This window comes from Dysgonomonas sp. UBA7630 (assembly GCF_002483985.1).
GTDB lineage: Bacteria > Bacteroidota > Bacteroidia > Bacteroidales > Dysgonomonadaceae > Dysgonomonas.
The window spans coordinates 81,857-104,303 of record NZ_DLIY01000023.1; the positions used below are offsets into that span (position 1 = coordinate 81,857).

The 22,447-nt window shown below is 36.1% G+C and carries 16 protein-coding genes, 1 pseudogene and 1 riboswitch; of the genes and pseudogenes, 8 read left to right on the forward strand and 9 right to left on the reverse strand.

Annotated elements, in window-relative coordinates:
* The first annotated feature begins 95 nt into the window (after nt 1-95).
* Nucleotides 96-956 (forward strand): prolipoprotein diacylglyceryl transferase, encoded by an 861-nt coding sequence (lgt, locus tag B3P17_RS10255; protein ID WP_252638108.1) that lies wholly within the window; start codon nt 96-98, stop codon nt 954-956.
* 12 nt (nt 957-968) lie between these two features.
* Nucleotides 969-2,174, forward strand: a complete 1,206-nt coding sequence (locus B3P17_RS10260) for an FprA family A-type flavoprotein (RefSeq protein ID WP_252638109.1) — start codon at nt 969-971, stop codon at nt 2,172-2,174.
* 89 nt (nt 2,175-2,263) lie between these two features.
* On the opposite strand, the gene B3P17_RS10265 is transcribed toward B3P17_RS10260, so the two are convergent.
* Nucleotides 2,264-2,860 (reverse strand): outer membrane beta-barrel protein, encoded by a 597-nt coding sequence (locus tag B3P17_RS10265; protein ID WP_252638110.1) that lies wholly within the window; start codon nt 2,858-2,860, stop codon nt 2,264-2,266.
* A gap of 298 nt (nt 2,861-3,158) precedes the next feature.
* Here B3P17_RS10265 and B3P17_RS10270 point away from each other — a divergent pair, with 298 nt between their 5' ends.
* Nucleotides 3,159-4,046, forward strand: coding sequence for a helix-turn-helix domain-containing protein (locus B3P17_RS10270; RefSeq protein WP_252638112.1), 888 nt, complete (start codon nt 3,159-3,161; stop codon nt 4,044-4,046).
* Nucleotides 4,047-4,112: 66 nt separating this feature from the next.
* Here B3P17_RS10270 and B3P17_RS10275 read toward each other — a convergent pair whose 3' ends face one another.
* Nucleotides 4,113-4,406 carry a hypothetical protein gene (locus tag B3P17_RS10275; protein ID WP_252638113.1) on the reverse strand — a complete coding sequence of 98 codons (294 nt, stop codon included), beginning with the start codon at nt 4,404-4,406 and terminating at the stop codon, nt 4,113-4,115.
* 172 nt (nt 4,407-4,578) lie between these two features.
* Between B3P17_RS10275 and B3P17_RS10280 the strand changes: the two genes are divergently transcribed.
* On the forward strand, nt 4,579-4,851 hold the full coding sequence (locus B3P17_RS10280) for a hypothetical protein (RefSeq protein ID WP_006842849.1): 273 nt from the start codon (nt 4,579-4,581) through the stop codon (nt 4,849-4,851).
* Between the two features lie 81 nt (nt 4,852-4,932).
* Here B3P17_RS10280 and B3P17_RS10285 read toward each other — a convergent pair whose 3' ends face one another.
* From B3P17_RS10285 to B3P17_RS10310, 7 genes are all read right to left on the reverse strand, one after another.
* Nucleotides 4,933-7,086, reverse strand: a complete 2,154-nt coding sequence (locus B3P17_RS10285; RefSeq protein ID WP_252638114.1) for a S9 family peptidase — start codon at nt 7,084-7,086, stop codon at nt 4,933-4,935.
* A gap of 153 nt (nt 7,087-7,239) precedes the next feature.
* Nucleotides 7,240-9,111, reverse strand: a complete 1,872-nt coding sequence (locus tag B3P17_RS10290) for an alpha-amylase family glycosyl hydrolase (protein ID WP_291105374.1) — start codon at nt 9,109-9,111, stop codon at nt 7,240-7,242.
* 263 nt (nt 9,112-9,374) lie between these two features.
* Entirely contained in the window at nt 9,375-9,758 is a 384-nt protein-coding gene (locus B3P17_RS10295) for a hypothetical protein (RefSeq protein ID WP_291105376.1), read from the reverse strand.
* Nucleotides 9,759-10,550: 792 nt separating this feature from the next.
* Nucleotides 10,551-10,844 (reverse strand): hypothetical protein, encoded by a 294-nt coding sequence (locus B3P17_RS15895; protein ID WP_414647339.1) that lies wholly within the window; start codon nt 10,842-10,844, stop codon nt 10,551-10,553.
* Complete coding sequence (locus tag B3P17_RS10300) at nt 10,786-12,180, reverse strand: MAC/perforin domain-containing protein (RefSeq protein ID WP_291105378.1); 1,395 nt, start codon at nt 12,178-12,180, stop codon at nt 10,786-10,788. The genes B3P17_RS15895 and B3P17_RS10300 overlap by 59 nt, the downstream gene beginning before the upstream one ends.
* Nucleotides 12,181-12,338: 158 nt before the next feature.
* The gene (locus B3P17_RS10305; protein WP_252638119.1) at nt 12,339-13,457 is read right to left on the reverse strand and encodes a DUF5074 domain-containing protein; all 1,119 of its coding nucleotides are present in this window, start codon (nt 13,455-13,457) and stop codon (nt 12,339-12,341) included.
* A gap of 12 nt (nt 13,458-13,469) precedes the next feature.
* Nucleotides 13,470-15,461 carry a TonB-dependent receptor plug domain-containing protein gene (locus tag B3P17_RS10310; RefSeq protein ID WP_252638121.1) on the reverse strand — a complete coding sequence of 664 codons (1,992 nt, stop codon included), beginning with the start codon at nt 15,459-15,461 and terminating at the stop codon, nt 13,470-13,472.
* 93 nt (nt 15,462-15,554) lie between these two features.
* Nucleotides 15,555-15,736: riboswitch (cobalamin riboswitch) on the reverse strand.
* 213 nt (nt 15,737-15,949) lie between these two features.
* Between B3P17_RS10310 and B3P17_RS10315 the strand changes: the two genes are divergently transcribed.
* The 4 genes and pseudogenes from B3P17_RS10315 (at nt 15,950) to secDF (ending at nt 22,409) form a co-directional block, all read left to right on the forward strand.
* On the forward strand, nt 15,950-16,891 hold the full coding sequence (locus B3P17_RS10315; protein WP_252638122.1) for an RluA family pseudouridine synthase: 942 nt from the start codon (nt 15,950-15,952) through the stop codon (nt 16,889-16,891).
* A gap of 12 nt (nt 16,892-16,903) precedes the next feature.
* On the forward strand, nt 16,904-17,458 hold the full coding sequence (locus B3P17_RS10320; protein WP_006842856.1) for a helix-turn-helix domain-containing protein: 555 nt from the start codon (nt 16,904-16,906) through the stop codon (nt 17,456-17,458).
* A 42-nt stretch (nt 17,459-17,500) separates the two neighbouring features.
* Nucleotides 17,501-19,156: an AMP-binding protein gene (locus tag B3P17_RS10325; protein WP_252638123.1), complete on the forward strand. Its 1,656-nt coding sequence runs from the start codon at nt 17,501-17,503 to the stop codon at nt 19,154-19,156.
* 264 nt (nt 19,157-19,420) lie between these two features.
* Nucleotides 19,421-22,409 (forward strand): annotated as a pseudogene (secDF, locus tag B3P17_RS10330) (protein translocase subunit SecDF).
* Nucleotides 22,410-22,447: the final 38 nt, after the last annotated feature.

The window sequence follows — 22,447 nt, forward strand, 5'->3', positions numbered from 1 at the left end:
AACTTATCTCAATAAAGTATATCTATTGATAAGTATTTTATATATTTGTACTCCGAAAAAAGGTAAAGTAAAAATTTTGAAATAAAAACAAGTATATGCTTTCATTTATTACCTGGGATGTAAACCCTGATGCTTTTGCTATATTGGGACGAGAAATACGATGGTATGGAATACTTTGGGCTACCGGAGTACTGCTAACAACTATTGTTGTTCAAAAAATGTACAAAGCGGAGAAGCTGCCTGAGAAATGGTTCGATTCGTTATTCATCTATGTTCTCACGGGCCTCATTATCGGAGCACGACTGGGGCATTGTTTATTTTACGACCCGGTATACTACCTAAGCAATCCGTTAAAGATGCTGATGGTATGGGAAGGCGGTTTATCGAGCCACGGAGGAGCAATAGGCATGACTGTAGGTATATGGCTATTTTCGGTCAGAGTTACCAAAAAGAGTATGATATGGGCTCTTGACCGATTGATAGTAGGTGTTGCCATTGGTGCAACATGCATCCGTTTGGGTAATCTAATGAATTCTGAAATATACGGAGGAACGACAACTCTTCCTTGGGGTTTTAACTTTGTGCGCGATCCGCATTGGCATTTCCCAATAGCAGAAGGTGGTGCAAACGAATTACCATGTCATCCTACACAAATATATGAAGCCCTCATTTACTTCGCGATTTTTTGTATAGGACTATATCTATTCTATAAAACAAATGCAAAAAACAAACAAGGCCTGATACTAGGGGTCTCTCTTATAGGGATCTTCCTTTCCAGATTTTTTATCGAATATATAAAAAATGTACAGGAGCCATTTGAGGTTAATATGATAGCTACTTTCGGTATTAATATGGGACAATTGCTAAGTATCCCATTCGTACTATGGGGTATATGGCTAGTGTGGAATGCAACAAGAAAAAAAGCAACAATAGAAAGCAAAACAATAAAGAAGTAGAAGTAATTTCGTATGTTAAAACCAATTCCAATAGAAGATGACCTTTACTATATCGGAGTAAATGATCGCACTAAGAATCTTTTTGAAAACTTATGGCCACTCCCTAAAGGCGTATCTTATAATTCATACCTTCTTGTAGATGAGAAGACAGCTCTTTTTGATACAGTAGACGTATGTTATTCTGATATTTTTTTCCATAAGCTGGAAATAGCCTTAAATGGAAAGTCTCTTGACTATGTAATCATCAATCACATGGAGCCCGATCATTCAGGTTCTCTGGGATTGCTTAGAAACAGATTCCCGAATGTACAGATCGTAGGTAACAAACGTACGGCTGAAATGGTACAAGGATTTTATGGAATCTCAGATGGAGTGAAAGTTATAGAAGACGGAGAAGAACTGTCTTTAGGTAACAAACATAAGCTTATTTTCAATCTGACACCAATGGTACATTGGCCTGAAACGATGATGACATATGACACTTATCATAAGATCATATTCTCGGGCGATGCTTTTGGTACATTCGGAACTCTTGATGGTGGTATTACCGATGCACAACTACATCCTGAGCGCTACTACGATGAGATGGTGCGTTATTATTCTAACGTTGTAGGCAAGTTTGGCTCTCCGGTACAGAAAGCACTTGAAAAACTTAATACTCTCGAAATAAAATATATCTGTTCTACACATGGTCCGATATGGACTCTTGACGAACAGATAAAAAAAGTAATAAGCATATATGACAAGCTAAGCCGTTATGAAGGCGATGAAGGCGTTGTGATTGCTTATGGCAGTATGTATGGCAACACTGAGCAAATGGCTGAAACAGTAGCTTACGAACTGGCTCAACAAGGGATAAAAGAGGTTATATTACATAATGTATCGAAGCGTTCACATTCATACATTATACGTGATATATTCAAATACAAAGGATTGATCATCGGATCTCCTACATATAACAACAAACTCTTTCCTGAGGTAGAATATCTAATCTCGAAAATTGAAGGTCGTGATATGAAGCACCGTTATTTCGGATATTTCGGATCATTTACCTGGGCGGGAGCAGCAGTTAAGCGTTTGGCTCAATTTGCAAGCGACAGTAAATTTGAAGTCATAGGCTCGCCGGTAGAAATGAAGCAAGCTATGAACCTAAATACTTATGAAGACTGTGTTTCTCTGGGAAAGGCTATGGCCGACAGACTTAAACAAGACAGATAAGCTATTCGCGCATTAAGTAGATATAATATAAAACAAAAGCCGTCCTTTAAAGAACGGCTTTTGTCTTATTATAGAATAAGTCTAAATTATTAGAACACAAGGTTTACACCAATTTCTGTTTGGCTAAGATCGAAATCGAATCCGAAATTATCACCTTTGATTCCAGCATATTTTGCATGTTGATAACCTAAGAATCCGAATTTACCTGTTAAAGTAATTTTATCTGTAACATTAACTGCTACACCCGGACGGAAACCAACTTCCCAAGCATTTAGTTTATACTTTTCAGCGGCAGTCTGACCTGTAGCTACCATATAATCTGTTTTTCCATAAGTATATGCTACGCCACCATCAACAAACAGGCTACCCATAGTTCCTTTTAGGAATGACATACGTAGGAAAGGATTTACTGTAAACGCGTCTTTGAAAATAATATCGGAATTTACAGAACCGTTTAATGCTGGTTTATTGTGTGCATAACCCAATCTGATACCTACTCCCATATTATTAGTAAATGCATAACCTACTTCAGGAAGAATACGGTATGATGATACTCTGTCGCCACCATCAATTTTAGTACTGTTGAAACCAACGCTACCTCCAACCCATATCTGACCAACATCTTGTGCTGAAACTGTTGCTGTTAGACCTAACATAATTGCAAGTGTAAAAAATAACTTTTTCATAACTTTTAATTTTTGTTTTTAATTTACCTTTATTTAATTAACTCAATCTTTTAAGATATTCTCTTATTGATGAAGACAAAGGTCTAACAAAATAGAGAACGACAAAAGGTCTATTTTGGCTTAAAGATGTTCTAAAATTCTTTTTAGGCATAACTTTGAAAAATTGTTGACAACAGAAATAGTCTAAAATTCTTATAATATGTTCAAAAGTTCTTTTTGGCTTTTTCTATATTTCAATGAAAATAGACTATGTTTGCATTCATCTTAATCGACTTTTTACACAAAAAGAATTCAAAATATGAAATTGGCAAAAATCCAACTAGAGGATATTTCAGAACATATAGATCCTTTCGCAATCAAAAATTTTATTATATCCGATAAAGCAGTATTATTTCCTCCTCTGTCCTCCAATTTTCCGTTTATACTAGATGGCGTAGCTTTTGCCATTTGTATTAAAGGGAATGCTCGTATAAAAATAAATTTCAAAGAATATGATATAGAGAAAAACATGATTATTACAATCATGCCTCAGTTTGTCACAGAATTTATCACACGTAGTGAAGATCTGATGCTTGAGTTTTTAATTTTCTCTATAGATTTTCTAACAGAAATGCCCAATATATCGAACTTCGACATATCGAGAAGTATTATGCAAAACTCTTGTATAAAAATATCAGAAACGGAAGCCAACAAATATCTGGAGTTCCACTCTTTTATTGTTAAACAATACAAGCGCAGAGATCATCCATTTAGGAATGAAATGGCTAAAAGCCTCTTATATGCAATGCTAACCGAGATAGGTAATATATATTACAATCGGATCAAAGATGTAAGTGCGCACGAATGTGATAGCATGAATACATCTTCGCATCAGGATGAATTAATCTCACGCTTTTTTAATTTATTATTGCAATATCACAAAAAAGAACGATCGTTACAGTTCTATGCGAGTGAAATGTGTCTCACTCCAAAATACTTATCAACTATTGTAAAAAGCAGAACAGGCAGAACAGCCTTTATGTGGATAAATGAAGCCTTGATTGCATCAGCAAAACATCTGCTAAAAACAACAACAAACACAATTTTACAGATATCAGACGAGCTGAATTTCCCCAATCCTTCTTTCTTCGGGCGATTTTTCAAGAAACATACAGGACTAACTCCCGTACAATACAGAGAGACTTAATGCATTAGGGGGAAGAGAAAAATAAAACATAAAAACGGGAAAGGGTTTCGCGATAAAATCGAAATATCATGATATAAACTTCCTAAGTAAGGGGTTCTTTTTCATATCATCATATTTGCGAACTACTACCCCCAGCCTCTCGAATAGTTGACGGATAAGCGGATCAATATCCATTACATACACCTCTTTGATTCGATTGGTTAATAACCAAAGAGCCAAATAATTGACGTCCTTTTTCACTATAATGTCTTTTTCGATCTCTACGACTGTATTACTGTCGGTATGCAAAACGATTATAGGTATTGTGTCTATATCGGATTCGTCAATCTTATCGTTTTTAAGAAATAATGCTATTTTCATAAGATTAACTTTTAGGTAAAGTTGATAAATATATATGATCGTCAAAAGTCCTATAAAGCGGTATAAGTGTCCTAAATATCCTAAGTTACTATTATTTGAACAAAGTATGTCTTCGTTATGTTTAAAATGAAGAGTATACTACACATTAATATTAAATAAAAATAGAAACATTATGAAGAAACTATTAATCGGAGCAGCTGCCGGTATAGGTCTTGCGCTCGTTATTTATAAGTTGGCAGAAAGTGGTAAGCTAGATTGTGTATGTGATGACTTAAATAAGTTATCAGGTCAGGCTAAGAAAAAAATAAAAGATGGTATCGATGTTGGAAAAAACCAACTGGAATATCTAAAGGAACGTGCAGCCTACAAGTCTGAACAATTAAGCGAATTGGCTGATGAAGTGGAAAAGAAAGTTTTGGACAAATTAAATAAAGCCAAGAGCTAACTCCAGAATTATTGGTTGATAAAGAAACAAAAAGGAATGCTAACGTTAGCATTCCTTTTGTATATAAATGAAAGGTCTTATTTACATATTTGTTTTTAGGAACTTAATAACCTTTTCGTATAAATAAGTTCTGTTGGCAGCACCTCGTATCGAGTGATCTTTATCCGTGAACACAAACATATCGAATTGCTTGTTGGCTTTGACTAATGCCGCAGCATAATCCATCGTATTTTGAAAATGCACATTATCATCGGCAGAACCGTGAATTAATAATAAATTTCCCTCTAATTTGTTAGCTAGCAAAATCGGAGAGCCTGATTGATATCCGGCTGCATTTTGCTGTGGAGTACGCATAAAACGCTCTGCATATACAGAGTCATAAAACTTCCAATCGGTAACAGGAGCAATGGCAACTCCGGCTTTGAATACGCCATTCCCCCGGCTCATACTCATTAGGACATTGTATCCACCATAACTCCATCCCCAAATAGCGATTTTGCTTCCATCTATATAAGGTAAAGAAGCAAAATGTCTTGCCGCAGCTGCTTGATCGTCCGACTCGTAAATACCGAGATTCATATATGTACACTTGCGAAAGTCTTCCCCTCTGGCAGCAGTTCCACGTCCGTCAACACAAGCAACAATAAATCCTTGGGTAGTCAGGTAATCTGTCCAGTCAACACCGTACTTATCGGCTACCTGTTGCGAATTCGGACCACTATACTGCACCATTACCAACGGGTACTTGCGTGATGGATTGAAGTCCACCGGTTTCATTATATACGCATTCAGGTCTTGTCCGTCAGCCGCTTTTACAGTAATAAACTCCTTTTTAGGTAGATTGAGTCCGGCTAATGTATTTTTCAATTTAGCATTATCTTCCAATACTCGAAGTTCCTTTCCTGTAGCGTCGTGCACGGTAACAATCCGAGGTATTGAGATATTTGTATAACTATTGATGTAATATTTCCCATTTTTACTGAATGTCGCACCATTAGTTCCTTGCTTTGTAGATAATTTGGTTTTTATTCCTTTCACCATATCCACCTTGTAGATTGCTCTTTGGAGAGGGCTGTCTTCTGCAGCTTCATAAAAAACAGTTTTAGAAACCGGGTCAACAGCCAATAGACTTGTTACATCATAGTTTCCGGAAGTCAATTTCTTTTGCTGAGCACCATTCTTATCATAAAGATATATATGAGAATATCCATCCTTTTCGCTAACATACACAAACTGATTGCCAAAGAAGTATATATAGTTTAACAATTCAGAGTCTATATATCTGCTGTTTTCTTCATGAAGGATAGAGCGGCATACCGATGAGCGTGCATTTGCAAGAAACAGATCAAATTTATTCTGTTCTCTGTTCAATGTCATTATTGCTAAATCGTCTCCGGTAGGTAAAAACTGTATACGAGGGATATACTCAACATTATCAGGTATATTCATTTTCCGTATTGTCTTCGAGTCAATATCGAATACGTTGCATGTTACTTTCGAATTTTGTTCTCCGGCCTTCGGATACTTGAACGAAAATGAAGTCGGGTAAAGATTGTTTTCATACATCTGCATCGAATACTCAGGCACATTTGTTTCGTCGAATCTTACAAATGCCAACAAACGCCCGTCTTCAGAAAAATCCATAATACTGGTCGTTGCAAACTCTTCTTCATATACCCAATCTGTTCCCCCATTGATTATTTTACCCAATGCTCCATCTTTTGTTATTTGAGATTCTGTATCATAATCAAACTTAACTAGCCAGATATTGTTGTCGATAACATAAGCCAACATTCTTCCATCTTTAGAAAAAGTCGGGATTGATTGCTTTTCTTTATTTTCAGTCAGTTTTCGGACTAAATTTCGTCTAATATCGTAATAATAGTAATTTGCTTTGAATGAATGACGATAGATCGGTTCGTAATCGTTATACACAACCAGACGTTTCTCATCGGGGCTGATTATAAATCCTTGAAATGAGCTGAACGTACATTCACGTGCCTTATTAACATTAAACAGAGTATCGGTAGGCAAACCTGTTTTGTACGAATACTTAATGATCATTGTATTTTTATTATCTGCCTGAAAATAAGATTCCCCATCGGCAGAAGAAACAACAGGCTGAACACCGCGAGCAGAATATTTACCCGCATTAATATCCATAAGGTCTAAACGTTGCGCACTTGCTGTTGTTAAGACAAAACAAGCAAGCAGCAATCCTAAAACATTTTTCATATCAATAGCATTTATTTTTGACAAATATATCAATTTTCGATGGGAGTTGTAAATGATATATCGCATTAAATAGAAATAACCTTTGACCAAGGCCAAAGGTTATTGTAAAAACACCTAAAGTAATACGTAGTTTTTAAAGTCCTATTTGTATTTTTATTTGCTTATATACAACCGATATTCTCCCGGTTGAAGTGTAATATCTATAGAATTATCGGATACATTTAGTTGGTTACCCGTAAAATAATCCTGCCAGTTACCTGTTTTTCCGAAATTAACCTTTTGAGTTAATTCTGTGACATCGAAGTTAGCTATGGCACAGATAGACTCTGTTGATGATTTCAATAATACTTGTTTATACTGATTTGCTAAATCAATAGTATAGTCACTCGTATAAAAGGTAGTATTCGTATTACGAAGTTTGTTCATTTTAGCAAACACATCGTAGAGGTTTTTTCTTGCAGGTACATCATAGTATTCCCAATGAGGAGGCTTTTCTCCTAAGCGGTCATTATTTAATTCCTCATCGTAGCCCAGCTCTCCGAACTGCCAGATCATTTTAGGTCCAGGTAATGACATCAAAATAACTGCTGCCGCTTCTGTTCGTTTTAATCCTGTTGCTAAATTTTTCACATTGTAATCACCATAGCTTTTTCCGTATGAGTTATTTTTGAACATAATTCTTTCTTCATCATGACTTTCCATATAAGCTACCAAATTTGGTTTCGTCCATTCTCTTTTCTTATATGAAGCCCATGAAACATCACCTTTTAGTCCATTGTCTCCGGCTTCAGCCCCCCAACCCATCGTTGCCTCATTGAAGTTATAATTCATATTACCCCATAGTTTAACTCCATAGTCTGCCAGTATTTTTTCTTCATCATTGGCTGTTAGATGCTCAAAAATGACAATTGCATCAGATTTCCGTTTCCAAATTTCGGAAGCCATTCTTTTAAGTATCGCTATACGACTGTCGTCTTTACTCCACCCATCACTTTTTGTATTGGTAAAACCTTTTGTAAAGTCGAAACGAAATCCATCTACTTTGTATTCTTTCATCCAATATGCACAAACACTGTCTACAAATGCCTGGGTATATTTACTCTCGTGATTGAAATCATATCCCCAAGAATAACTGGAGTTAGGGGATATTTTATTGTACCAAGGATTATCGGCTGTAGGATTTTTATCGCTACCCTGATACATTCTCACCATCGGGCTTTGTCCATAGCTATGATTTAGTACCATATCCATTATCACAGCAATTCCATTAGAGTGGCATGCGTCAATAAATGCTTTATAGTCGTTAGGTGTACCGTATGCTTTGTCTGTAGCAAAATAGAACGACGGGTTATACCCCCAACTATTATTACCCTCAAATTCATTGAATGGCATTAGCTCTATAGCATTTACTCCAAGATTTTTAAGGTAGCTTATTTTTTCTTGCACAGCCTTAATCGTTCCCTGCTCTGTAAAATCACGAATAAGTATCTCGTAGATAACCATGTTATCCGGCTTATCAACTCTAAAAGTATTTACTTTCCAAGAATAAGAAGCCGGAGCTGTATTTACTACCATAGCTATCTCGGAAGTCTTTCCCGTAGGGTATTGTATCAAATTAGGATATACATTATTAGAGATATAACGATCATTATCCGGATCAGAAACTTTAGATGTATAGGGGTCTGCTATCCTTATCGAATTATCTATGAAGTATTGACATATATACTCCTTCCCTTTTTGGAGATTGCCTATTTTTATCCAGAAACGATCCCCGTCTTTTTTCATCTTATAGCTCTCCGAAACCGTCCAATTATTGAAGTCTCCGATAAGGTGAACCGTTTGTTTTTTAGGAGCAAAAAGAACAAAAGCCAATGAGTCGTCACTGATAACAGTAATACCATCTCTAAGACTGCCTATTGTTGGCGTTACAGGGACTTCGGGTATATCAGGATTGTTGGGACCATTATCACTGCATGATAAAAACATGCATAGTACTAGAGGGAAAAAGAATCTTAATAATTTCATGATACGAATAAGTGTATTAGGTTATTTTGGCACAATAGCCTTCCGTATCACAAATCTATGGTTTTTGATCCGACAGTTATTATCCTGAATAAACTACTTGCATAAAAAAGAATGCAAACGTTTGCATTCTAAACAATTAGTATTCCCAACTATATAAGCATGTTGTTGCGTTCTATTAAATAAGATTATAAGGAGAGTAAATATAGAAAAGGCGCCGGATCAGTTAAGATTCCAACGCCTTTTGCTTACCTATATATAAATAATCATTCACTAATCCGTTTATAGTATTTCGGCTTATAGTCAGGGAAGAGATCCGGATGAAATACATAGGCCATATCTTTTAAGATATAGTCGGGATGTATAGGCAGATCTTCGTAATAACTGCTATAAGCGGTGTTGCATCCATATATGTTTTTACTTTTGAATGCTTTAAAGTAGGAATATGGCTTATATTCTTTCTCAAGACTTGCATAAGTCATATCCGATGGGGTATTGTACTTGATAATCCAGATGTCAGCCTCTCCTGCCTTGTCAAAAACTATTTCGAAGTTAAGAGGCATATATGATGTTGATTTGTCCTCATTCCATGGATATATTGCCCCTGCATCAAACAACATATTGGACATAAAGCTTCTGCCACCCGGCATATTCCATTTTCCTTGATAAGGTATATCCGGGAGTACCGACTNNTCTCTTAGTTACATTGGCTACTATCTCTTTCACTTCTTTATAGTTTTTCTCTGTAATAGCAAACAGAGAGTCGGCATAGTGTTCTTTTCCTGTGAATAAAGAATAAAAACGAATCCATTCAGCGCGTCCCAGTGGATGAGATTCTGTATAGTCTACAGTTTCGAGCATGGGGATATTTGTTTTCTCTACATTGCCGTATGTCCAGCCTTGTATTGGGGTTGCAAAAATAGCATCGGGATTCAACATGATTATTTTCTCTACATCGGGCTTACTAGCCATTCCCAAATTTTCTATTTCGCCATTTTTTACACGCTGTTGAATTACATCCAATTTTATATACTGAGGTTCACAAACTCCTTTTATAATATCTATTTGCCCCAATTCATTCAAAGATGAACAATGGATAGTAGAATAGGTAGCTACATTCTGAAGTGGAATTTTTACAACGACACCCTTCGGCAAATTTGCTGGCAATTCTTTTGTTCGGTCTACAAGCACATAGGTATGTAACAACCGAGTAGTGTCCCACGGGTCACGTACAGTAACAAGGGTATAATCATTATACTTTTTCACTTGAAACCCTTTGGCATAATGCACTGTATAAACAGAGTCCGCCTGTTTATGAAGAGCACTCTCATCTTGTCCGACAGGCTTTTGTTTGTTACAGCCCGTCAAGACAAGAATGATAGTGAAAAGTAGCGTGATATTGAATGATTTCATTTGTTGTTTTATTATTTATAAGGCTTTTACTATAAAGCCATAATACGATACTTCCTTAGAAGTGTTTCTATACTGATATTAGTTGGAGGTAAACGGTTAACTAATGCTCGTATTCCATATTCGTCTAATATCTTATCATCATGTATAGAAAACGCAAATCTACCACAGAATTCGCAGTCCTCGTCATTCCGATCTGTTTGAGGATCATAATCAGATACTATATATATAACACCATTATACGTAAATTTCTTTAATAAATCTTCTTTAAATATAGTTGTTCCACCATATCCTATTATTTCTNNGACTTGTTGAGGTATTAGTATTTTTTATCATTTTCAAACCAAACATAGCACTATATCTTTTTGCTTCTTGTGTTGCATATTGGTCGAATTCACCAGGGTATATTGTATTTATCTTTAAACAGATTATATCTCCAAACCGAGTATATAGATTAACAAGTGCATCTCGAGCAATCGGACTATATATATATCCAAGCTCAATTTTTATATAAGGTTCTTGTAATCTTTCTATTTTATTAACTCCCCTAGCGATATACCCTTTCATTATTTTTCTAAGGTTGAACTCCGGAATAAACTCTGTAATAGGAATTAATCCGCCATCTCCCAATTCAATAATACTATGAGTGCTTTTATCATTCAAAGAGCTGACCCATCTAGAGAGGTCTAAATTAGTATTTTTAACCTCTTTGGCTATAGAAAAAGAAGCAAAATCAGGAGAACCTCCGATTGTTTTAATAGACATTTTAATAGAACTGAATTCATTAGTAACGGATGTACTACTGTTATTATTTCTTCCAAAGTTCAATTCTGCAGAACTATTTTCCTTGGCCCCCTTAAATTTATATGAAGCATCCATTTCGAGGTTCATATTTTTTTCTTTTGTCTCACTGGTTTCTGTTTTTTTATATAAACCCACATATTGAGCAGATGCTTTCCCTCCAGTAACAAAGCTGGCCAAAACAAACCCTCCATAATTGGAAAAAAATTCACTTGGGTGTGTCCTATATAATTCTTCTTTGAAATCCTTAGACAAATAATTCTCTTTAATCTTTTCTAATATGTTTGAACTGGTTTGCAATTCAAAACAAGAATCTCTTACAACGATATTAACTTCACCAAAAACTGCATCTGTATTTTCCACAAGTGATTTCGTAAATACTTCTTTTTTATTACTTTTACTTCCAATAGAGAAAATTCCAACATCAAGCTTAAACCCTCCACCTATATTTTTAGTTATTGTTGAATTAGAGGTATATCTATCAAAGTTAGCATATGAAAAATATGAACCATCACTTGTATTATTTTTCCAGAAATTACAGTACGAACGATAGTCTTTGTAAAATTTATCAAAATCGATAACTGAATAACCAAGATTTCTTGAATCTTCAATAGGATAATAATTATTCCNNAAGTATTTCACTTGAGGAATACCTATAACTCCGGTTTTTGTGGTGTTAGTTACGGAAGAAAATTTTGACTGATACTCAGAACGAACCCATGGAATATTATGGTCTCTTTCTTTTAAAACTACTTCGTTATTTGCCATTGAATAACCTGCTTCTTTATTCTTTTCATAGTGATCTTCACAGGAAAAAATAAGAAACGATAGACTAAGGATTAACAATAAATACTTTTTCATAATTTAAATTTTTTAGTAAATACAATATTTTATTTTAATAAGAATATAATTCCGTTCAAATTGAGTGATCTTCTGATTTACTAAATTTTTAATTTGATTTGTAGTTATTAATCATACAAACTCATAGAAATATAACTATGAGTTTGTATGAACTTCGCTTATTTGACTGTAGGATATGCTGCAATCGGATTTAAACCTTTTGTGTCAAATGTTTTAATTAATTTACCATCTGTATTGAAAACATACATATCTCCATCGGTCTTATAGTCTGATGTACCTATAAAGATATATTTCTTCACAGGATCAGATGATATACTATATGGTTTGTTCAATACAGTACCATCAGTAATAAAATTGTTAGTCAATACCTTTTCTGCTTTAGCATCGTATACGCTATATGTTATAATCTGATTCCAATTGGCATCGTATTGAGAATATATAATGTATATATTATCGTTACATATTGTCATCCATGTAGCATTTCCTACCTGAGTTACTTCTTGTGTATCTGCATCTATTCGTTGCAATGTATTTGGTACATCATTATAATTTCCATTTGATATTACATAGATATCCCCTTGACTATCTACAACCATTTTATCAGGATTTATAACAACATCCAGCTTCTTAAGCTCTGTAAAAGTCGCTACATCTACAACCGAAACTGTTTTATCATAACCAATAGCTGTATTATAGTCTAACCCTCCTGAATTTGCAACATATAATTTTCCTTTGGATGCTCGTACATATTCAGGGTTACGGCCAACTTTTACCTCAGCTTCAATTTTTAAAGTATTCGGATTTATTTTAGCCAAATACCCATCAAAATATGTGACATATACTTTACCATCATAAGCTGTAAGATTTCTCGGCTGTTGCTTTTTTCCTTCTTTAGTAGATTCTATAGTACTTAATATTTTACCCGTTTTGTCCAAAACATAAATAACAGCAGATCCTGATACTGCTATATAAGTTCTATCTCCGTAAGTTATTATATCTTGTCCAGTATCTCCCAGTCCTTTACTATTTATTGATTCGAAGACATTGTAAGTAACCTTTCCTGTTTCATAGTCGTAATAAGCAATATTTGCGTTATTACTTCCGCTTTTTCCACTATTTAATATATATGATCCTGTTCCTACCAAAGGTGGTTCAACAACAGGTGGCTCAACAATAGGTGGTTCAACAACAGGATAGCCTTCGTCATCACTACATGATGCGAATCCTAAAACTAATGCTACAAAGAGAAATGCGTAAAAAATTTTATTTATTTTCATATGAATAAATATTTAAAAATTATAATTAGCTGATATTGTAAAAGATCGTCCCGGCATAGGATAATATTGTACAATTTGATAATTCTTGTTTGTCAGATTAATTAAATTGAGTTGGAGGCGTAAGCTATTATTATTTAATATAAAAGACTTATTTAGTGAAATACTATGATCTGTATATGATTCTATCTCATTTTTTGGTATATTCTGATCAAGAGCGTAACGTTTGCCTGATATAATTACAGTATAGGCAAAATTTAACCAAGGGTTTTCTAAACTTACCGATGCCGAACCATAATGACGCGGTGTGTAAGGGATTTGATCTTTATAGTTTTTACTATTTTTATCTGTTACATCTATAACTCTCTGATAACTATAATTACCTGTGATATTTAATGATATTTGAGATGTTAACAATGCATGGAGACGCGTATTCAGATCCACCCCAGTCATATCTACCTTTCCATAATTGCGCATCTTAAAAATATTCATTGTAGGAAAAGGCACAATTTTATCATCTACTTTATTTCTGTAACCATCTAAAGATACACTCATAAAGTCAATGGTCTCAGATATTTTTTTTGTCCAAGTCAATCCTATATTGTATTGTGTAGCATATTCCGGTTTTAGATTTATATTGCCCATGCGTATGTAATACATATCATCAAAAGTTGGCACTCTGAATATCTTTTTATAAGATGCACGAAGTCTTAAATTGGCTTCTTCGAAAGGTAAGTATGATACACTTATAGATGGCGTTATCTTTTTCTTATCTTCAGGTGACTCTCCCGTTTGAAGACTTTCATCAACATAAGTAGCCAAAAGGCTTCCGGTTACGGTTAGATATTTATTAGTAAATTGAGCAGCCAAAGCTGTGAGTGATGAAATTCTCTTCGGCTTGTCTACATCTTCAAAATTACTGTTCAATCTATTCTGAAATATATCTTCAAATAAACTTATAGATAGATATTTAAGAGGTTTGCATATCATACCTGCTGATGCATAGTATTCATACTGAGTGATGCGGTCTTCTTGTTTGTTTTCTGCTGTATTATTGGTTATTGACAGATATTTATAATGGTTGCGGCTAAATTTTAATTGTCCTTTTATACTTATTTTATCATTAACTTTATTTTTGTAATATAGCTGGGAGAACAAATCCTTGTTCCAGACTCTTTCTTCATTGTCGTCTCTGTAGAAAATTACAGAACCCGGCAAACCTCTCTCCGAATCATAATAATTTACCTTAAATTTCAGCTCGCCAGCTTTACCCATACTCCCATAAAGGTTTAATTCTGTACGCCAGATATTGACATCCGAATTTCTACGCTTACGTTCTTCTGTCTGGTCGGCATTCTTAAATGTAAATTTATATCTTCCGTCTGCTCTTTCCCATCCTGTATTTAACGAAAGAGAGAATTTCTTATTCAGTCGGTGTGCATAATAGACAGTAGGATTGAAAAGCCCATAAGAACCAGCTTTAACTTGTATATTTCCATTATATGATTTATTCTTAAAGGCAGGGTTTGATGTTATTACCTCTAATAAGCCGGCTGATGCATATGATCGTGCAGATTGGAATATATCGTCAGATTGACCAATGGAGAGACTTATCATGGAAACATTTTCCAACGAAAAACGGCTGATATCAATCTGTCCGGATTGAACATTACTCATCGTAACACCATCATAACTAACTGCAGTATGTTGTGCCCCCATCCCCCTTATTGAGACAGTCTTCATACCTCCAATACCTCCATAATCTTTTACTGTAACTCCCGAAAAACGACGTACAGCATCAGACACGGACAGTATTCCTATTCGTTCAATCTCTGTATTATCAATCACTTGAAGTGGAGTTGTAGATCGTGAGACAGAAGGTTTGATCTGTGCAGAAATTTCTATCTCTGACAGTTTCTTTGCATTGAGACTATCATTAATCTGAGCCTGTACATGCATACAGCCTACTACAAATAAAAATATAAGGGAGAATAAAAAAGTCCTCATCTTCACAAATTATTCAATAAAATGCTTTCGATAAGAACAAAGAAAAGACTATATAATCTTAACACTGTTTCTTAAGCTCTATTCCTCGAAAGCTGTCCGAACTATTACTTTGCAGGTCTTCTGACTTACTCCAACTTGTACAGCCTTCCCATTTTGAATAACAGTGGCTATGTTGCACAAGCTTTACAGAGCTTACAGCAGCGGGTCTGTTCAGGATTTTCACCTGATTCCCTTTTAATTCGTTAACAAACGAAACAAAGTGCTGCAAAGGTAAGGATAAATTATATTGAAAGACAAAATATAAATGTTAATTCCACTAGCATGCTTCATGCGAAAGATATTATCCTGTGTTTTATGCCTCTATGCATTAAAATTCTCCAACCTTAAGCAGCCATGATTTAAATTAATATTTGTAAATCGACATCTAATGTTGTGTTTATCTTAAAAGAAAAACGCTTACCTTTGTTTCATATTCATATATAAATGAAATGAGGAATACAACCAGAGATAAAGTATTGCAGGAAATAAAAGTTGATCAACCGGCTCAATTGCTAGATTTCCTTGTCCAAAAAGAAGTACGTAAAAGCCGCAACGCAGTGAAATCGCTTCTTGCACATAAACAAATCAAAGTAAACGGAAAGCTTATCACCCAATTCGATTTCGAACTGAAGGCAAAAGATAAGGTCTCTGTTATGAAATACGATCAGTCTCGAAAAGAAAAGAGATTGAAGGGATTAAAGATTGTATTTGAAGACGACGACTTACTCGTCATCGAAAAAGAAGCAGGATTTCTATCTGTAGCTACAGATAAGGAAAAGTCACGCACTGTATATAACTCTCTGAATGAATACGTAAAGAAAAAAGATAAAAAAGCACGTGTTTATGTTCTGCATCGCCTCGACAGAGAAGTTTCGGGACTTATGATCTTTGCGAAAGACATGGAGCTCCAGGATATTTTCCAGAAAAACTGGGACAACCTTGTACCTAAGTATTCATACATGGCAATTGTAGAAGGACGTCCGAACCCTAAAAATGGAACTGTAACATCGTGGCTTACCGAGAACAAGAACTTTGTAATGATGTCATCTCTTATCGATAACGGAGGACTGAAATCTGTTACTCATTACAAGACACAAAAATCGAAAGGTGGCTATTCATTATTGGATTTTGACCTTGAAACACGACGCAAAAATCAAGTAAGAGTACACATGCAACAGATCGGACATCCGATTGTTGGCGATAAGAAATATGGTGCTTCAAATAATCCGATCAAAAGAATTGCCCTTCATGCCGGGGGACTAATTTTGAAACATCCAAGAACAGGGGAATTGCTTGAATTTAAAGCCGGCATCCCTAAAGCAATGCAAATACTAATATCCGAAACACAAAAAGAAAGAAAGGATAAGCCCGAAAAAGAGGAATCAATTTAATACATTTTAGGTATGAATGAAGATATTAAGCAGATAGGTCAGCGTCTGAAAGGCCTCCGTGAGGCTTTGGATATGACGACCGAAGAGTTCGCTTCATCATGTGGTATCGATCCTGTGGTATACCTCGAATATGAAGAAGGGAGAAAAGATTTGACTATCAGTACACTGAAAAACATTGCTTCGAAACATAATATAGATGTTTCTGTACTGATGTTTGCCGACGAACCTCGCATGAGCAGCTATTTTTTGACGCGCAAGGGAAAAGGTTTAGCTGTGAAGCGTGTTTCAGATTACAGCTATCAGACGCTAGCCGGTGGATTTAACAATCGAAAGGCTGATGTGTTTGAAGTCACAGTAGAACCCAAGCAAGATAGTGTAAGGATACATCATAGCACACATACCGGGCAAGAGTTTAACCTTATCCTTGAAGGACGGATGCTTTTACAAATAAATGGGAAAGATTTGATATTGGAAGAAGGTGATAGTATCTACTTCGATTCAAGCCTACCCCATGGAATGAAAGCTTTGGACGGAAAGCGAGTGAAGTTTATTGCTGTTGTGCTGTAAGCTGGTATTTTCATTTACTAAAAGATTAATCACCATTATATAATGTTGGAAAAATTTGTAAAACAAATTCATTTTACTTCAACTGAAGATTTTGCAAAGCATTATCACGTTGAGATTCCTGATAATTTTAATTTTGGATATGATGTAGTTGATGAATGGGCACGAATAAACCCTACCAAAAGAGCTATTTGTTGGGGAAATGACCAGGGAGAACACATCGATTTCACATTTGCAGACATCAAAGAACAGAGCGACCGTACAGCTGCTTATTTTCAGTCGTTAGGCATAGGACATGGAGATATGGTAATGCTTATCATGAAACGACGCTACGAATTTTGGTTTGCTGTTATAGCTCTGCACAAGATAGGCGCTGTTGCGATTCCGGCGACTCATCTATTAACAAAAAAAGACATCGTTTATCGCAATAATGCGGCAAGTATAAAAGCAATCCTGAGTGTAAATGACGAAACTGTCATAAGTCACATAAATGAAGCAATGGCGGAGTCGCCAACAGTGAAGTGCCTTATTGCATGCGGGGAAAATATACCTTCGGGATGGAACGATTTCCATAAAGGAATAAAAGAAGCGAAGCCTTTTGTACGTCCCGATCATGTAAATACCAATGATGATATTTCTCTGCTGTATTTTACTTCAGGTACAACAGGAGAACCGAAAATGGTAATTCACAATTTTGCTTACCCTTTAGGGCATATTGTAACAGCTAAATATTGGCACAACCTGCACGAAAACAGCCTGCATCTTACAGTTGCCGATACGGGATGGGCAAAAGCCGTCTGGGGAAAACTATACGGACAGTGGATAGCCGGTGCGGCTGTAATGGTATTTGATCATGAAAAATTTACACCTCAATTGGTATTACACCTTATAGAGAAACATAAAATCACTTCTTTTTGCGCACCTCCGACAGTATTCCGCTTTATGATTCGCGAAGACCTGTCTCACTACGACTTATCTTCGTTGGAGTACGCCACTACAGCAGGTGAAGCTCTCAATCCATCTGTTTTCGAGGCATTCTATAAAGGTACAGGAATAAAGATGATGGAGGCTTTCGGGCAAACTGAAACCACGCCGACTATTGTTACTTTCCCATGGATGGAACCAAAACCCGGAGCAATGGGTGTACCCAATCCGGCGTATGATATGGACTTAATAGCAGCAGACGGTCGCTCGGTAGAAGATGGCGAAGTAGGTGAAGTTGTTATTAAGACCGACAAATGGAAACCACTAGGTCTATTTATGGGTTATTATCGTGACGAGGCACTAACAAAACAGGTGTATCATGATAATGTATACCATACGGGAGACATGGCTTGGCGCGACGAAGATGGCTATTATTGGTTTGTAGGACGCATAGACGATGTTATTAAAAGTTCGGGATACCGTATCGGACCTTTTGAAGTAGAAAGTGCTTTGATGACACATCCTGCTGTTGTAGAGTGTGCTATCACCGGAGTACCGGACGAAATACGCGGACAGGTAGTAAAAGCGACCATTGTATTAGCTATGGACTATAAGAACAAAGCCAATGACCACCTGAAGCGTGAGATACAAGACCACGTAAAAAAGGTTACAGCTCCGTACAAATATCCTCGTATTATCGAGTTTGTTGAAGAACTACCTAAAACGATTAGTGGAAAGATCAAACGAGCGGAAATAAGAAAACAGGAAGAAAATTAGTAATACATCAATGCAAGAGTATGTTTATCGGCATAGAGTATAAAACTATTATCTACCGATTTGCATATTTGCTTAATCTCTAATTTCTTTATATTTATTATGATTTGTAAAGAATAAAAGATTATATTTGCACGCCTAAAAGTGTGCATATATCTCCATTAGGCCTCATTTTATTGAAAAGAGGTGTCCGGGATATATGTGTATTTTATTAATTTTGAAGAAAATAGAAATAATATAATTAAATAACAAAAAGTAAAATCCAAAATGCAAAACAAAGGCTTTGTAATTACTTTTGCAATACTNNTTAACATTAGTTTGTTTGTTTTACTTGTCTTTTACGTTTGTAACAAGAAGTTACGATAAGAAAGCGGAAGAATACGCAGCTGCATACGCTACGGAGCATGCAAAAGGCGATCAACTACTCTATGATGAGTTGTATAATAAGCAATATACTTTCTACATAGACTCAATGTCTACAGAGAAAGTTTGGCCTAAAGGTATCCTTGGCATTGGAGATAGCATCGGCTATACTCTGAAAGAATGCCGTGAGAAAGAAATTGGCCTCGGGCTAGACCTTAAAGGTGGTATGAGTGTTATTGTGGAAGTAGACGCTGCCGCAGTACTTCGTTCACTTGGAGATCCCGACAATGAGGCGTTTCAAACAGCTTTAGGACAGGCTTCGGACGAAAACAGAAAAGGAAGTAACCGAGACTATATCTCTATTTTTGTTGATAAATTCAAAGCTAGTAACGGCAATAACAAATTAGCATCGATATTCAGTACAAAACTGAGAGATCAGGTATCTCCTACCGATGATGATAATAAAGTAGTAGCTGTTTTAAGAACAGAATTGCAAAGCGTTGCTGATAACTCATTCAATGTGTTGCGTACGCGTATCGACCGATTTGGGGTAGTTGCTCCTAACATTCAGAAACTAGACCGTGCAGAACGTATACTAATCGAATTGCCGGGAGTTAAAGAACCTGAACGTGTGAAGAAACTATTGCAAGGTAGCGCAAATCTTGAGTTCTGGAAAACATACAACCTACAGGAAATCCAAAACTATATTGAGTTGATGGATCAGCGTTCGAAAGAAGTGTTAGCTGCAAATGGTACTACTGCACCTGTAGCTACAGATTCTCTAGCTGCTGCGACCACAGACTCTGTAAAAGTAGAAAGCACCGATAATCTAGGATTTACAAAACCTCTTCGCTCCTACTTTACAACCTTTGCAGGTGGAGCTATCGTCGGTTTTGTAAATAAAACAGATACAGCTGCCGTAAATAGAATTTTACACAGATATCAAGATTTGTACCCTGGCGACTTAACATTTGCTTGGGGCTTCAAAGCTGAAGATGCAAAAGAAACACAATTCGCACTATATTCTCTTCGTGGTGATGGTATTAAAAAAGGTCCGGCTCTTGACGGAGATGTTGTGATCTCGGCTAAAGCTGACCAATCTCAACACGGTTCTGCATGGGAAGTAGATATGCAGATGAATACTACAGGAGCACAACGTTGGGCTACTATTACAGGAGCTGAGCAAGGAAGAAGCATCGCTATCGTTCTTGATGGATCTGTATATTCTGCACCAAACGTTCAAAATAAAATTGAAGGTGGCCGTTCTCAGATCACAGGTCGTTTTACTGTAGATGATGCAAAAGACTTAGAGAACGTTCTTAAGTCTGGTAAGATGAAAGCAGGTGTACATATCGTACAAGAAGATATTGTAGGGCCATCTCTCGGACAGGAAGCTATTACTGCCGGTATATTCTCATTCTTATTAGCCTTGGTATTATTGATGATCTATATCTGCGTTATTTACGGATTGATACCGGGGTTAATCGCAAACTCGGCGCTAATTGTCAACTTGTTCTTCACCATAGGTATTCTAGCTGCTTTTGGAGCGGTAATGACACTACCGGGTATAACAGGGCTTGTATTGGCACTTGCGCTTGCTGTGGATGCTAACGTATTGATTTATGAGCGTACAAGGGAAGAATTAAGAGCGGGTAAAAACGTGAAAGTTGCCGTAGTAGACGGTTACAAACATGCATTTTCTGCTATCTTCGACGGTCACGTGTCTCAGGTAATTACAGCCATCATTCTTGCATACTTCGGAACAGGTCCGATACAAGGATTTGCTACAACGTTGATAATTGGTATCATTGCTTCGTTCCTTACTTCTGTATTCCTGACACGTATATTCTATGAATATATGCTCGAAAAAGGTAAATTCAGAAATCTTACATTCTCTACATCTCTTTCTAAGAAACTGTTTTTGAATACAAATATCAATTTCTTGGGAATGACCAAAAAGGTTGTTATCTTCTCTGCCATCATTTTGGTGTCAGGATTGGCTTCATTATTTATCAATGGATTGAACGGAGGTATTGACTTTACAGGTGGACGAAACTATTTGATCCGTTTCGATAAGAATGTAAATGCTGATGATATAGAAAAACTACTAGTTCCAGAATTCCAAGGTTCTACGGTTCTTGTATTGACTAGTGGATCAGCAACGCAATCTTCTACAACAAGTCAGGTGCGTGTTACTACAAACTACAAAGTAGAAGAAGCAACAGATGCTGTAGAAACAGAGATCAGAGCTAAAATGACTAGTGCATTGAAAGAATATTTGGCACCAAATACAACAATCGACAACTATATACAAAGTTCTCAACGTGTAGGGCCAAGTGTTGCCGACGACTTGAAGACCGCTGCTACAATCGCAGTTGTGATTGCCGTAATATGTATGGCTGTCTATATCCTTATACGTTTCCGCAACATAGCGTTCTCGGCAGGTACATTCTTCGCAGTAGCACACGATGCTGTATTGGTTATTTTCTTATACTCTTTACTATATAAGATAATGCCATTCTCGATGGAAATAGACCAGTCGTTTATTGCTGCGGTGTTGACAGTAGTAGGTTACTCTATCAATGACAAGGTTGTAATCTTCGACCGTATCCGCGAGATCAGAAACATGTATCCAAAACGCAATATAACCGAAACTATTAATGAGGCATTGAACTCAACATTAGGACGTACGATGAATACATCATTGAGTTCTATGTTGGTTGTATTCTGTATCTTCTTATTAGGTGGTGATACTATCAGAAGCTTCACATTTGCGATCTTCATCGGTATTATTATCGGTACATATTCTTCTGTATTCGTTGCTACCCCAATAGCTTGGGCTATCTTCAAGAAAGAAGAAAAGAATAAGGATAATGCAATTGAAGCGAAATAAAACTAAATAAATTGTCTTTTCGATATAGAGGCTGATTA

Bases quoted from the DNA above. Each gene is read 5' to 3' on its own strand.
- B3P17_RS10265 (WP_252638110.1), bottom strand. From the start codon at position 2,860: ATGAAAAAGTTATTTTTTACACTTGCAATTATGTTAGGTCTAACAGCA.
- B3P17_RS10320 (WP_006842856.1), top strand. From the start codon at position 16,904: ATGAATGAAGATATTAAGCAGATAGGTCAGCGTCTGAAAGGCCTCCGT.
- B3P17_RS10260 (WP_252638109.1), top strand. From the start codon at position 969: ATGTTAAAACCAATTCCAATAGAAGATGACCTTTACTATATCGGAGTA.
- B3P17_RS10325 (WP_252638123.1), top strand. From the start codon at position 17,501: ATGTTGGAAAAATTTGTAAAACAAATTCATTTTACTTCAACTGAAGAT.
- B3P17_RS10290 (WP_291105374.1), bottom strand. From the start codon at position 9,111: ATGAAATTATTAAGATTCTTTTTCCCTCTAGTACTATGCATGTTTTTA.
- B3P17_RS10295 (WP_291105376.1), bottom strand. From the start codon at position 9,758: ATGCCGGGTGGCAGAAGCTTTATGTCCAATATGTTGTTTGATGCAGGG.
- B3P17_RS10280 (WP_006842849.1), top strand. From the start codon at position 4,579: ATGAAGAAACTATTAATCGGAGCAGCTGCCGGTATAGGTCTTGCGCTC.
- B3P17_RS10315 (WP_252638122.1), top strand. From the start codon at position 15,950: ATGAGGAATACAACCAGAGATAAAGTATTGCAGGAAATAAAAGTTGAT.
- B3P17_RS10285 (WP_252638114.1), bottom strand. From the start codon at position 7,086: ATGAAAAATGTTTTAGGATTGCTGCTTGCTTGTTTTGTCTTAACAACA.
- lgt (WP_252638108.1), top strand. From the start codon at position 96: ATGCTTTCATTTATTACCTGGGATGTAAACCCTGATGCTTTTGCTATA.
- B3P17_RS10270 (WP_252638112.1), top strand. From the start codon at position 3,159: ATGAAATTGGCAAAAATCCAACTAGAGGATATTTCAGAACATATAGAT.
- B3P17_RS10310 (WP_252638121.1), bottom strand. From the start codon at position 15,461: ATGAGGACTTTTTTATTCTCCCTTATATTTTTATTTGTAGTAGGCTGT.
- B3P17_RS10305 (WP_252638119.1), bottom strand. From the start codon at position 13,457: ATGAAAATAAATAAAATTTTTTACGCATTTCTCTTTGTAGCATTAGTT.
- B3P17_RS10275 (WP_252638113.1), bottom strand. From the start codon at position 4,406: ATGAAAATAGCATTATTTCTTAAAAACGATAAGATTGACGAATCCGAT.